Origin of the sequence: Selenomonas sputigena (assembly GCF_026015965.1) — a bacterium.
Lineage (GTDB): Bacteria > Bacillota > Negativicutes > Selenomonadales > Selenomonadaceae > Selenomonas.
On sequence record NZ_CP110383.1, the window covers coordinates 2,075,778 to 2,089,323 of the forward strand.

Annotated in this window: 7 protein-coding genes; 3 read left to right on the top strand and 4 right to left on the bottom strand. The window is 62.2% G+C overall.

Annotation, left to right across the window (positions count from 1 at the left end; translation table 11 throughout):
* Positions 1-272: 272 nt before the first annotated feature.
* On the bottom strand, positions 273-1,619 hold the full coding sequence (locus tag OL236_RS10070) for a tetratricopeptide repeat protein (protein ID WP_265070504.1): 1,347 nt from the start codon (positions 1,617-1,619) through the stop codon (positions 273-275).
* Positions 1,601-3,814, bottom strand: coding sequence for a GGDEF domain-containing protein (locus OL236_RS10075; protein WP_265071819.1), 2,214 nt, complete (start codon positions 3,812-3,814; stop codon positions 1,601-1,603). Before OL236_RS10075 ends, OL236_RS10070 begins: the two co-directional genes overlap by 19 nt.
* A 154-nt stretch (positions 3,815-3,968) precedes the next feature.
* On the opposite strand from OL236_RS10075, the gene OL236_RS10080 reads away from it, so the two are divergent.
* The 3 genes from OL236_RS10080 (at position 3,969) to OL236_RS10090 (ending at position 6,658) form a co-directional block, all read left to right on the top strand.
* Positions 3,969-4,643, top strand: a complete 675-nt coding sequence (locus tag OL236_RS10080; RefSeq protein WP_265070505.1) for a uracil-DNA glycosylase — start codon at positions 3,969-3,971, stop codon at positions 4,641-4,643.
* 234 nt (positions 4,644-4,877) lie between these two features.
* A complete protein-coding gene (locus tag OL236_RS10085; RefSeq protein ID WP_265070506.1) occupies positions 4,878-5,735 on the top strand; it encodes a hypothetical protein in 858 nt (285 codons plus the stop codon).
* Positions 5,732-6,658 carry an MBL fold metallo-hydrolase gene (locus tag OL236_RS10090; protein WP_413777374.1) on the top strand — a complete coding sequence of 309 codons (927 nt, stop codon included), beginning with the start codon at positions 5,732-5,734 and terminating at the stop codon, positions 6,656-6,658. Before OL236_RS10085 ends, OL236_RS10090 begins: the two co-directional genes overlap by 4 nt.
* 276 nt (positions 6,659-6,934) lie before the next feature.
* On the opposite strand, the gene OL236_RS10095 is transcribed toward OL236_RS10090, so the two are convergent.
* On the bottom strand, positions 6,935-11,407 hold the full coding sequence (locus tag OL236_RS10095) for an autotransporter subunit beta (protein WP_265070507.1): 4,473 nt from the start codon (positions 11,405-11,407) through the stop codon (positions 6,935-6,937).
* 109 nt (positions 11,408-11,516) lie between these two features.
* On the bottom strand, positions 11,517-13,538 hold the full coding sequence (gene ppk1, locus OL236_RS10100) for a polyphosphate kinase 1 (RefSeq protein ID WP_265070508.1): 2,022 nt from the start codon (positions 13,536-13,538) through the stop codon (positions 11,517-11,519).
* Positions 13,539-13,546: the final 8 nt, after the last annotated feature.

Sequence of the window (13,546 nt, forward strand, 5' to 3'; positions counted from 1 at the left end):
CGCGCACAAACAGGCAGGTGGCAAAAAGAGCTGCGATGCGTCGGCTTCAACGCCACGCAGTCCCACCGCCGATATGCTCGAACTTCGACATCTTCTCCTGTATAGCAAAAAGGCGTGGACAAGATGCATCCACGCCAACCCCTGAGCTTTCAGGTCATGGTTCCCCATGTCTTGCAGAAGCTGACCGATTCGTCTGCAGCCTTCGGCCCGATTTCCTGAGCTTTCCTGGGAAACCCGTTTTCCCACAGCGGGATCCGTGCCTTCTCCGTCCGCTATTCTTTCAGGCACGCGGCGAAAACGATCTGATTCATCAGCACCGTCGGGTTCGTCGTGTTGATCTCAGCGGCTTGCGCGAAGGCTCGCCACGCTTCTCGGTATTTCTTCTCGCGCACGAGGGCGATGCCGATGTTGCTCTGGGCGTTCGCCGACTGCGGCACGAGGGCGAGCACGCGCTCGAAGTCTCTCATCGCAGCATTGTTCCTGCCCGCCTTGAGGTTCATGACGCCGAGGTTGTACCATGCGTAGGCGAAGTCGGGATGCGCCTTGATAAGCGCTTCGAGGTCGGCCTTCGCACGTTTTTCATCGCCCGCTGCCGTAAAGAAGAGTGCACGATCATAGAGCGCTGCCGCGCTCTTCGGTGAGAGCCGAAGAGCCGCCTCCAAGTCAGCTGCCGCCCTCTCGCTCTCGCCGCGCTTCGCAAAGACGATGGCGCGATAGACGTAAGCGGCGGCATTTTTCTTTTCGGTGAGCTTCTTCTCGGCGAAGGCGAGCGAGGCGTCGCTCGCGTCGGGCGTCGTCGCTTCGCGGCAGAGCAGCAGGATGTCCTGCCCGTAAGAGGTGCCCGGCACGGCCCAGACGCCGTTGAGTCCCGTCCAGTGCTTGATCTTGCCGTAGATGTCGGTGCGGTAGAGGCGCACGAGATCGTAGCGCGGATCGACGAGCGGCGCGTGCGGTCTCTCGGTCGTCGCGTATGCCATGAGGTGCTGAATGTGAGCGCGCACGCCTTCCTGCGGCGTGGCGAAGTACGCGCCCTTGGCCTTGTTGCCCGTCGCGCCGAGACCGCAGTAGTTGTTCTGAGCGGGCAGGACGTCGCCGCCGTAGGCGAAGAATCCCGTCTCCTTCAATGCCTGGCAAAGGGCGATGTCGGCACGCACGCCTTCCGCCCCTGCCTCCTCGTAGTAGAGCCGCACGATCTCCTCGACGGAGCAGGCGAGCTTCGGCTGCGGATTGCGCCGCCGGATGAAAGCCGCCATCTGCGCCTGCGTCGCCTCCGCCGCTCCTAGGATCTCGACGCTCTCGGGCGGCGCCTCCTCCTCCAAGATCGGCTCGGTCAGCGGCTCGGCAATGAAGAAGCGCACCTCTGCCGCCGCCTTCTCGTTGACCTCGGCGGGAAGATCTGCCGCAAAGTGCGGGCGGGCGACGAACACGGGCACGGCAGCGTCCTTCTTCGCGCCCGTGTCCGTCGCCGCCTGTGCGCCTTGCACGGCGAAGGCGGGCGTCCCTTGCGCCGCCTGCGCCACGGACGGCAGGGACGCTCCCGCGCACGCGGCGAGGAGAGCCGCCAAGGCGGCTCTCGCCAGAAGACGCCGCATTTTTCCCGTCATTTTTCCTTCGGGCATAAAGTTCCTCCATCTTCTTTCACGTCGTAAATCTTCCAGCCGTTGCGTCCCGCACGCTTCACATCGTAGAGCGCCGCGTCCGCCGCCATGAAGAGATCGTCGTAGTTCGTGCCGTGCAGGGGCGCGAGCGCTATGCCGATGCTCACGGAGAGCAGCGAGTGGTCGTCGCGCACCTCAAGCTCCTGCGCCGCCGTCATGAGCCGACGCGCGTGGCGCTCGACGGCGACGAGGGTCGTCACGTTCGGCATGAGCACGGTGAATTCGTCGCCGCCGAAGCGCCCGATGTGATCCGACTGGCGGAAGATCGAGCGCACCTCCTGTGCAAAGCGGCGCAGGACGTCGTCGCCCGCCTGATGGCCATAGGTGTCGTTCATCTCCTTGAAGTGGTCGAGATCCATGATAAAAAATGCGTGGAACGCCCCTTCTTTCAAGGTTCCTCCCAGCATCTCCTCGCAGGCGGACTGGATCGCCTTCTTGTTTAAAAGTCCCGTCAAGGGGTCGATTTCCGCCTCCTGCTTGTAGATGTCGCGCGCACGCATCAGCTTCTTCTGCTCCTCGACCGCCTTTTCCAGCTCCTCGTTCTTCGCGAGCAGCACCTCCGACTGGCGTCTCTGCACACGCGAGCGCTCGATGAGGAACACGGCGATGAACACGGAGAGCAGGAAGACGACGGCGAGCGCCACCGTCTGTATCGGATAGCGCGCGACGACGGCGGTCAGCGTCAGACGCCCCGTCATGTGCTCGTTGACGATCTCCTGCACACGGCGCGGGTCCAGCTTCAAGATGCCCTTCGTCAGGACGGACTGCAGGACGCGCGGCTGCTCGCCCGAGATCGCGAGGCTCACGGGGATCTCCGCCGAATGACTCGCGAGCACGACGAGATCCGGGTGCATCGACAGGAGGCTGCTCTGCTGCAGGAAGAGCGAGGGCAGAAGCGCGAAATCGCAGCCGCCCTCCTCAATCATGCGCAGGCAGTCGACAGGCTCATCAACCGGCACGATCTGCCAGTTCGGATGCTGCATGTTCAAATAGGTGCGCATGCCGTGGAACCAGCGCGGCAGCGCGACCCGCGCCGTCCCCGTCGGCAGGTCGCCCGCGCCGCGCCGCACGACGTAGGAAAAATCTTCCGTCGCAAAGGTCGCCGTGAAGAAGAAATCCCGCATCGACGGCAAGTTGTTGTAAACACAGAAGAAGATGTCTGCCTCGCCCTCGCGCAGCATTTTCAGCGCATGTTCGTTGTCCTCGGCGCGCACGAAGCGAAAGCGCAGTCCGAGCGTCTCGCCAAGCGCCTTCAAAAGGCTCGGATAGATGCCCTCGGGCACACCGCTTTCCAAACGGTCACCGAAGAACGGCTCATGTCCGCCGACGTAGACGACGCGCAGGTCGGGCGCGGCCGCCAGGTAGGCGTTTTCCGACGCATTGAAGCGCACGAGCTGGTTCTGCGCCCGATCGAGAAAGGCCTTGCCCAGATACGTCTCGAAGCTCGGATTGACCCTTTCCGTGTAAAGGATCGTGTCGCTGAGGTTCTTCAGCAGACCTTCCCGCTTCTTCGCCGCGATGAACTTCGCGGGCATGAGTGCCACGCGCAGGAGCAGCTTCTCTCCATCCTTCTTACGGCTCGCACTGTCCAAGATGGCGTCGACTTCGCCACGCGCAAGCGCCCCGTGCAGCGCCTCGGCGGTCTGATGCTCGACGACGTCGACGCGCACGCCCTGCTCGCGCACGAGCGGCGTCAGCGCATAGGAATACAGGCCGTCCTGGAGCACGCCGATCCGCATGTTGGCGAGCACGGCGGGATTGTTCGTCTCAAGGGAGGAATCCTCGCGCACATAGAGGGAGAGGATCGAATACGCCGCGCTGTCCACGCTGAAGGAAAACGCTCCCTCGTCACCGGGCATCTCGTGCGCAGGGAAGTACATGTCGATGCGCCCTTCGCGCAGCATCTCGCGCGCCGTCCACTCGTCCATCTCCACATATTCGTACTGCCAGCCCGTGCTGCGCGCCACCTCGTTGAGGTAGCGCTTCGCAAAGTTGAACAGCAGCCGCTCGGGCGATCCGTCGGGAAAGGACGAGACATCGAGGCAGCCGACGCGCAGCACGGGCGCAGAATCCATCGCATGGAGCAGACGCTGCGGCGCAAGCAGCATGAGCAGGACGAAAAAAAAGATGATGCCGCAGCGCATGACGGGATTCATTTCCAACACCTCTCCTGCAGTTCTCGGACGAACCGCCCAATGTACAGTTTGACACTGACTATAGTATAGCAGATTTTTCCTGAATTTTCACTACATAAAATTCCAGACTTTGCTATAATGATGGAAAAGAAGTATGGACGAAGGAGAGACTGCCATGAAGATTTTTCAAAACGATTGGGGCGGCTTGCTCGCCGACGAGATGAAAAAGCCCTACTATCAGGAACTGCGCCGCTTCCTCATCGAAGAGTACCGCACGCGCCGCATCTTTCCCGACATGTATGCGATCTTCAATGCGCTCCACTACACATCCTACGCCGAAACGAAGGTCGTGATCCTCGGCCAGGATCCCTATCACGGCGAGGGGCAGGCGCATGGACTTTCCTTCTCCGTGCAGGCGGGCGTCGAGCCGCCGCCGTCGCTCAAGAACATCTTCGAGGAGCTTTCCAGCGATCTCGGCTGCAGGACGCCGAACAACGGCTGCCTCGCGCCGTGGGCAAAGCAGGGCGTGCTGCTTTTGAACACCGTGCTGACCGTACGCGCCCACGCCGCCGCCTCGCACCACGGGCACGGCTGGGAGCAGTTCACCGACCGCATCATAGAGCTGCTCTCGGCACGCGAAAAGCCCCTCGTCTTCATCCTCTGGGGTGCGCCCGCACGCCGCAAGAAGGCGATGATCGCCGTCCCGCCGCACGCCGTCATCGAGTCGGCGCACCCGAGTCCCCTGTCCGCCTTCCGCGGCTTCTTCGGCAGCCGCCCTTTCTCCCGCGCCAACGCGTTCCTCGAAAGCACGGGGCAGACGCCGATCGACTGGCAGCTGCCCGATGTTTGATCTGTAGAAGCTATAGAGATCAACCGGAGATCAGCGCAAGCGATGCATATCGTTAATTCACGCTGCGATTCGGCGCATTTGCAAAACTTTATTGCACATAAAGCGACATTTTGTTACACTTGGTAATAGGCATCAAAATAGTATCGTATTATCCACTAGGGAATGCCTGCGTGTCGGACATTCTCACAGAGCGGGTTCACCTGTCCCGTTTATTTCGTTTTGGAGGGCATTTCGATGGGCAAGAGCATATTTTCGCGGGCAGGGCTGATCACCGCGGAGGACAAGAAGGACTTGGAAAAGCGGCTCGAAGAGCTTGAGCAGGCGATCGACGACATGCACGACGCGCGCCGCCAGCAGGATCGCGACTCGATCCGGCGCGAGCGCTCCATCCTCAGCCGCATCGACGAGGTGGAGCGCTCGGTCGCCGAACGCCTCGACGCGATGCAGGCGGGACTCGTGCGCGAGATCAACGCCCTCGCCCGCAGCCTGCCGCGCGACCTCTCCGCCTTCCGCAGCGGTTCCGGCATCGACACGAGCGCGCTCGGCACGATGATGCAGAAGGAGATCGCGCGTCAGATGGCCGCACTGCACACGGCGCAGGAAAAGGGCGCGCAGGATCTCAAGGACTCCCTCGCGCTCACCCTGCAGTATGTGGCGAGCACGCAGGAGCAGGGATTCGCCGACCTTTTGAAGCGTCACTCCGCCATCGAGATCGGCCTCGTGGAGACGGCCGGACAGATCGCCGAGGACATCGAGCGCGAGCACGAGTCGCTTTCGGGACGCATCGCTTCCTTGGATACGGCGCAGCGCGACAACGGCGAGGCGGCGAAGGAGCGCGAGCGCAAGCAGGACGAGCAGACGCACCAGCTGCAAAAGTTCCTGCAGCACGCGGCGACCGCCTTGGAAACACTCGCAAAGAAGCAGGACATCGGCCTCATGGAAGGGCTGCTGCGCCTGCAGGAAGCAAGCCAGCGGACGCAGGGCATGATCGCGGACGCCGAGGAAGATGCACAAAAGGAGCCGCCCTCGCTCCTCGCTGAAAAGAAAAGCGCCTCCTTCCTCATCCTGCCGAACGGGGTCAAGCGCCCTTGAGCGGCGCCATGACGAACAGCGGCTTCCTGCGTGCCGCCGAGTCTCTCGCGGCGCGCGCCTGTGCGATGGCAGCGCAGCCTGTGCAGCAGCAGGCGACTGTGCCGAAGAGCGCCGAGCGCGGTCTGCGCGTCGCCGTGCTCGCGAGCGGCAGCAAGGGAAATGCCGCGTACATCGAGCTGGACGGCACGCGCCTCCTCATCGACGCCGGCATCAGCGCACGCCGCATCACGCGCTCGCTCGCCGACCTCGGCGTCGACGCCGCCTCCCTCGACGGCGTCTTCATCACGCACGAGCACAGCGACCACATCAAGGGGCTGCCGACGCTCTTGAAGCAGTATCACCTGCCGCTCTTCGCGCCGCCCGCGACGCTCCGCGCCATAAGGGAGAGCCTTGCCGTGCCCGAGGACACGTTCACGCCGCTCACTGGAAATGTCATGCTCGGCGCGGTCTCGGTCAAGAGCTTTTCCACGCTGCACGACGCCGTCTCGCCCGTCGGCTACGCCGTCTGCGGCAGCGAGAAGTGTGCGCTCGCGACCGATCTCGGCTTTTTGACAAACGACGTCATGACCGCCATCGAAGGCGCGGACGCACTGATCTTAGAAGCCAACCACGACCGCGAACTCCTGCAGCGCGGCTCCTATCCGTGGCACTTGAAGCAGCGCATCCTTTCGAACCGCGGACACCTGTCGAACAGCGCAGCGGCCTGGGCGCTCGTGCGCCTCAAGAAACGTCCGCGCGCCGTCTTCCTCGCGCACATGAGCCAGGAGAACAACCGCCCCGAACTCGTCGAGGAAACCGTGCGCACGATCCTCGCGCAGCAGAACGTCCGGCAGGAAAACATCGTGCTCGCGGCACAGGATGTGCCGACCTGCTGGGGGTTCGACAAGCACCGCCCCACGCAAATGGCGCTTCAAGAATCGTAGATCGGCAGCCTCCAGCCACACCGCCGCAGAGCGCGGATGCGGCTCTTGACCGTCACGCCTGCGCACCGCGATGCGTCGATAGCGATTTTCCTGTATAAGCTACACGCACAAACGTCCACTTCGTGGACATTGTGCGCCGCCCTTACAGAAGCCTAGCCAATCGCTCTACGCCTTCGTCTTGACCTCTTGGGGCTTCATAGTAAAAACAGCCTCTCGCGACATGGATTCTCCCTGTCGCAAGAGGCTGTTTTTGTTTTTCAGAGCGTCAGACCTGCTCTAGAATGTCCATTGAATAGCAGCGCCGCCGCTGAGTCCTTTGCGCTTTCCCTGCCAGCCATCGATGTGGAAATCATAGCTAATGCGGCTATTTTGCGGCAGGAAGCGATAGCCAAGTTCGAGCATATAGCTCGATCCCTTGAGGCTCGGACTGGGCGCTGCGTCACCGCCGACGCTCGCGCTCGCCTCTCCGCCCAATTCATGCTCCCAGGCCAGCCCGGCATAGCACTCACCCGCGCTCCTGTCCTTCCTGCTGTAGCGGAGGCCGAGGCGCAGGCGATGTGAGTCGACGTCGGCGAAGTCGTAGGCATCGCCCAAGCCGCGCAGTTTCACCGACATACCGTCCTGGTGCGACCAGAAATAGCGCACATAAGCGTCGAGGGAGGCGCTCTCCTGCAGCGCGAAGGTTTTGCCGACGCCGAGGTGGATGCCATAGTAGGTATTCGAGCCGTCGTATCCGGCATTCTCGCCGTGCAGGCTGTAGTCGCTCTTGGCGTGGCCTGCGCGTGCGGAGGCTTCGAGCCACAAGCCGTCCTGCTGCGTCAGTTTGCCTAGGACACCGAGGCCAAAATAGCTGAGCTTGCCACTGCCGTGTGCGCCATTGTCGAGATAGGAATCGTAGGTGCCGCGTCCGTATTCGACGAAGGGGCTGAAGAGCCGCTTCGTTCCGCCCTTCGCTGCATCTTCACGCGCCCAGCCAACGCCGAGATTCCAGCCCTTGGAGTCAACGTGGGAGCCGCTCTCCACACGCATGGCATTGGCCCCTGCGCCTGCCCATAGATGATAGGACGCCGGATCTGACGCAGCCGTCCTGCGCTGCGTGTCCTTGGAAGATGATTCTGCCGCATCGTCGACACTTGCGTTTTCTGCGCCACTTTTAGCAGACATTTCAGCGGCGGTAAAACCGCTCTCCACAAGATAGTCCGCACCTTGGTTGACGAAGTTCGCGAGACCCGCACGCGTCTCCACGGGGGATTTTGCCGTCTCGCCAACGCCCGTCTTGGTGACAGTCGCCCGGAGTTTCTCAGGATGCGCCTGGTCAGGCGCAATCGCAAAGAGGCAGTCGTGCGCGATGCCGTCCGTTCCCTTCATCGTGACACCTTCGCCAACGGTGATCTTGCCGCTCGCGTTCTCCAGCAGTGTGAATGAATCGCCTGCCTGAAGTTTCCTTACTGCGCCGCTGCGACGGAAGTCGAGCGTCATGTTCGTGAGATTCTTGCTGCCGCCGCTGACATTCGTGAGCTTGAGCAAGGTATGCGCCGTGCCGTCGGTCGGAGCGTCCTCGACATCGAATCGGAGGTCCTCGATCCCCTTGAAATCATGGATCAAGGATGTGCCTGCACTGTAGTAGACGGAGAGCGTGTTGCCCACACCGCCCGACGCCGTGCCGCCCGTGACGATGCCGTTGACGACAGTGTTGCGCAGATGGATGATGTTGCCGTTCGTCGCCGTGCCATAGCCGCCTGTGACCGCACCGTTGACCGTCGCGTTCTGCAAGCTGATGGTGTTGGCGTCACTCTGCACCGTGCCATGACCGCCCGTAATCGCACCATTGACAGTCGCGTCCTTCAAGTTGACCGTGTTGCCGATCGTCGCCGTGCCTTCACCGCCCGTGACTGCGCCGTTGACCGCCGTATTCTGCAAGCTGACGGTGTTTCCGTGACTCTGCGCCGTGCCATAGCCGCCCATGATCGCACCGTTGACGTGCGTATTGCTGAGGCTCACAGCGTTGCCGTTTGCCGCCGCACCTCTGCCGCCTGTGACATCATTCGTGACGGTCGTGCCGTCGAGACTGACGGTGTTTCCCTCTGCAGTCGCCGCGGCATCGCCGCCTACAACACTGGTAGCAGTAATGTTTCCGAGCGTCACGCGGTTGTTCGAAGCCGCGCCCATGGATCTGCCGCCCGTGACGGCTGCCGCGTTCGAGCGGATGTTCACAATGTTGCCCGACGCCTCGCCCGCACCTTCGCCGCCGACGACATCGTGCACAGCACTCTCGATCGTGACGGTGTTGCCCCGCGCCTTGCCGCCTGCAGCATCGGTATAGCCGCCGTAGACCGTGCCCGTGACCGTCGCCGTGCCGCTGATCTTAACCTTGTTCTCATAGCTCGCGCCCTTGTCCGCAGCCGTCGTGCCTACGCCGCTTGTCCAGCCGCCATAGACGTTCGCGTATGTGCCGCTCGCGAGCGCGATCTCGTTTTTGCGCGTCGAATTGCCCGCCTTGGAGCGGCCGCCGTAGGCGTCTCTTCCCTCTCGTGTCGCTTGTGTCGCTCCCTTGAAGCGATAGCCCTCGTAGGTGATGGCGGTGATGCGTGCGCCCGACTTGCGAACGTCGATGTTCGTCTCCGCCTCATCGCCCGTCTCGGACTTCGCCGCGCCCGTGTAGTGCGCGAGGCGTATGCCCTGCTCGTTCTTGAGGAGCGTGAGCGGCTTCGCCGCCGTGCCCGTCGCCGTGAGGCTTGCCCAATCGACCGCGGTCTCGCCCGCGCCTGTGACTTCGAGCATCGTATCGTCCTTGGCAAGACCTGCGGCATCGAAGGTCAGCTTCTGGAAGCCAGTGATTGCCCCCGCCTTGTTTCCCTTGCCCTTGACGCTGAGCGTATTGCCCGTGCCGCTTGCCTGCGAGCCGCCTTTGAGTGCGCCTGTGACTCGCACATTGCCGTTGAGATGGACTTCGTTGTTGTTTGTCGTCACACCTTCGCCGCCCGTGACGGAGGTGACCGTGACATTTCCGAGGTTCACGATGTTACCGTTCGCCGCCGCACCTCTGCCGCCCGTGACGGCTGCCGCGTTCGCGCGGACGTTCACAATATTGCCCGAGGCTTCGCCCGCGCCTTCACCGCCGACGACATCATGCACAGCGCTCTCAATCGTGACGGTGTTGCCCCTCGCCTTGCCTCCTGCGGCATCGGTGAAGCCGCCGTAGACCGTGCCCATGACATTTGCCGTGCCTTTGACGGCGATCTTGTTGGCGATGCTGTCGCCGAGCTTGTCGGCGGCGGCGTCCGATCCTGCGCCCGTCGTCCAGCCGCCGAAGGCGTTCACATAGCTGCCGCTTGCGAGCGCGACGTCGTTGCCCGTCGTCGTGTTGCCGATGACAGAGCGGCCACCCCATATATGCGTGCCGTCACTCTCAGCCGTCGTCGCGCCCTTGAAGATCAAGCGCGAATAGAGAATCTTCCTGCCCGTCGCGTCCTTTTCCAGCGTGACCTCCGCCGTATCGCCTGTTCGTACGACCGTGTTCACGCCGTCGCGCACGACGATACCGCCCGACGTGTTGTTCTCGATCAACGTGCCCGCAGGGGTGCTCGGCGAGCCGTAGATGGTGATGTCCTTGAGGCTCTTGAACTTCGTGCCCATCGAATCGCGCAGCGTGAGACGAGGCTGCAGCGTATCAGTAAAATAGAAGTTGACCTTGTCGAAATTGACGATGTTCTTCGCCCGTGCACTCGCCTTGACGTTGAGCGTATTGCCCGCATAAGATGCACGATTGCCGCCCGATGCACCGAAGATGTACTTCGCGATCCGATAGCCCGCCTTCATCTCATTTTTCCCGTCGCCGAGATTGACGACGTTGTCCTTGATCTCGCTGACATTGCCCTCAGAATGCGCAGCATAGACGTTGTTCAGCTCGCCGCCCGTGATCGTGACGATATTCCCCGTCAGTGTGCCGCCGCGCCGCGTATAGCCGCCGTAAACGTCCCCGCGGAAGACGCCGCCCGCGACGGTGACCTCGTTGTGCGCCACATTGCCTGTGGAATCTGCTTTTTCAAGCGATCCGCCGCATACCGCTTTCTTCAGCGTGCCGCCCGTGATCGTGACCGTGTTGTGCGTCACATCGCCCGTAGCATGTGCGCCGCCGAACGCGCCGCCATAAACCTTGCCCGCGATTGTCCCGTTTCGGATGATGACGTGATTTTTATAAATATGCCCCGCCGCATTCGTGCTGTTGGAAAAGCCGCCGTAAAGAGACTCCGTCTTGCCGCCGTTCACCTCGACGGTGTTCTCTTCCGCCTTGCCGCTGCGTCCGACGTAGCCGCCGACCAGCCATTCGGCAAACGACATCGTCCCCGCATCGAAATGAACCCGATTCTCTCTCGCATGACCTATGCCCCATGCCGCGCCGCCATAGACGGAGGCGATCTCCGTCGTCACGCCCTTGATGCTCACGGTATTGCCGTCGGCGTTTCCCGTGCCTCGAGCAACGCCGCCGAAGACGCTCAGCGTACCCTCTTGATACCGATTGACCGTCAAGCTGTTGCTCGACGCATCCTCGCTGCCCGTCCCGACACTCGCCGCACTGTTCGGCGTACTGGGATCATCGGGGTTCGGCACATTCCTCTGGGGCGGATGCGTGCTGTCGATCGTCACATCCGCAGCAGAGGCGAAGGACGGTACAAAGAAAGCGCCACCGCTCAAGGCGATGGCTGTAAAAAGCGCCAAGGATGGGCGCGAGAATTTCTTGTTGGACATTCATTTTCTCCTCTTGGGTCTTTAGACTTGAAACTTTTTCTATAACTAGATATTTCGATTCATTATAGCAGTTTCTTCCCGCCTGAGCAACCAGAGTGTCACAACGAAATTATTTCATCAGCTCTTCTTGTGCGGCGCGCGGTTTTTCGCCCTTGGCGCGGCGCACGCGGCGGTAGCTGCCGTCGGGATGCATGAGCCAGGCGCGCGTGTTGTCGGCGAGGTATGTGGCAAGGAGCGCGAGCAGGCGCTTCTTGTGCGCCTTTTTGCGCACGGGCGTCATGAGTTCGATGCGGTTGTTGAGGTTCCTCGGCATCCAGTCGGCAGACGAGAGGAAGACGTCCTCCTTGCCGCCGTTATAGAAGCAGAAGATGCGGCTGTGTTCGAGGAAGCGGCCGACGATGCTGCGCACGCGGATGTTTTCGCTGACGTCCTTGAGTCCGGGGCGCAGCACGCAGATGCCGCGCACGATGAGGTCGATTTCAACGCCTGCCGCTGAGGCTTCGTAGAGCTTGGCGATGATGAAGCGGTCGAGCAGAGAATTCATCTTCGCTGCGATGTAGGCGCGTTCGCCCCGCTTGGCGTGCGCGATTTCCCGCTCGATGCTCTCGGTGATGCGCTCTCGGAGCGTCAGCGGGGCGACGGCGAGGCGGTTCCAGACGGGCGGATCGGAGAAGCCCGAGAGAAAGTTGAAGAACGCCGAGGCGTCAACGCCCGTGAGGACGTCGGCGGTGAAGAGGCCGACGTCGGTGTAGATCTTCGCCGTCGCGCCGTTGTAGTTGCCCGTCGCGAGGTGGCAGTAGCGGCGGATGCCGTCTTCCTCGCGCCGTATGACCATCGTGATCTTCGAGTGCGTCTTGAGCCCCAAGATTCCGTAGATGACGTGGCAGCCCGCTTCTTCGAGGCGGCGCGCCATGAGGATGTTGTTCTCCTCGTCGAAACGCGCCTTGACCTCCATGAGCACGGTGACCTGCTTGCCGTTTTTCGCGGCCTCTTCGAGCGCGGCGATGATGGGCGAGTCGCCTGCGACGCGGTAGAGCGTCTGCTTGATGGCGAGCGTGCGCTCGTCGGCGGCGGCACGGGCGAGGAAGCCTTCCACGATGGCGAAGGAATCGAATGGATGGTGCACGAGGATGTCGTCCTTTTCAATCGCCTGCCAGATGTCGCCTTCGGCGGCAAGCTCTGCCGGGCGCGGGGAAAAGCGCGGGTAGCGCAGGCGGTCGAAGCCCGCGAGATTGGCGAGCGCGGCGAAGAATGCGGCGCCGAGCGGGCCTTTTGCACGGTAGACGTCCATTTCCTCCAGCGAAAGCTGCTCCTTGAGGAAATCGAGGAGATCGGCGGGAAAGTCCTCGGCGACCTCAAGGCGCACGGCTGCGCCCTTGCGCCTTTTTTCAAGCGATTTCTCGACTTCTGCCAAGAGATCTTCGACGTCGTCGCGGATGTCGAGGTCGGCGTCGCGCGTGAGACGGAAGGCCGCCGTCTGCACGATTTCCCAGCCCGTGAAAAAGCGTGCGGCGAAGAAGCGCAGAATGTCCTCCAAGAAGAGGAAGGTCGGCTCGCCCGGCAGTTTCCACAGGCGGTCGAGCACGGGCGCGGGCACGGGAACGATAGCGAGATGCTCGGCGCTTTCGCCCGCGCGGCGAAGTTTCACGGCGAGGTTCAGGCTGCGGCTCGCGAGGAAGGGAAAAGGATGCGCGGGGTCGAGCGCCATGGGCGTGACGACGGGATAGATCTCGCGCTCGAAAAGCTCCGCAAGCCACAGCGCCCGCTCCCCCGTCAGCTCTTCGGGGCGCACGAAGCGTATGCCCTCTGCGGCGAGTTCTCGGGTGACGAGCGCGAGACAGCGATAGATCGCGCGGTATTGGCGGTGCGCCTGGCGCGAGACGGCGAGCATCTGCTCGCCGGGAGAAAGCCCTGCGATGTCCTTGTGCGCGACGCCGCTCGCGACGAGGTGCTTCAGGCCGGCGACGCGGATCATGAAGAATTCATCGAGGTTCGAGCAGGCGATGGCGATGAAGCGCAGGCGCTCCAACAGGGGATTCTCCTCGCGCGTCGATTCCTTGAGGACGCGCTGGTTGAAGCTCAGCCACGAACATTCGCGGTTCAGGAAATAGGCTCTTTTCAACATGTCCATGACGATTC

Coding starts and splice junctions, on each gene's coding strand:
- OL236_RS10070 (WP_265070504.1), bottom strand. CDS start 1,619: ATGCCCGAAGGAAAAATGACGGGAAAAATGCGGCGTCTTCTGGCGAGA.
- OL236_RS10075 (WP_265071819.1), bottom strand. CDS start 3,814: ATGAATCCCGTCATGCGCTGCGGCATCATCTTTTTTTTCGTCCTGCTC.
- OL236_RS10080 (WP_265070505.1), top strand. CDS start 3,969: ATGAAGATTTTTCAAAACGATTGGGGCGGCTTGCTCGCCGACGAGATG.
- OL236_RS10085 (WP_265070506.1), top strand. CDS start 4,878: ATGGGCAAGAGCATATTTTCGCGGGCAGGGCTGATCACCGCGGAGGAC.
- OL236_RS10095 (WP_265070507.1), bottom strand. CDS start 11,407: ATGTCCAACAAGAAATTCTCGCGCCCATCCTTGGCGCTTTTTACAGCC.
- ppk1 (WP_265070508.1), bottom strand. CDS start 13,538: ATGGACATGTTGAAAAGAGCCTATTTCCTGAACCGCGAATGTTCGTGG.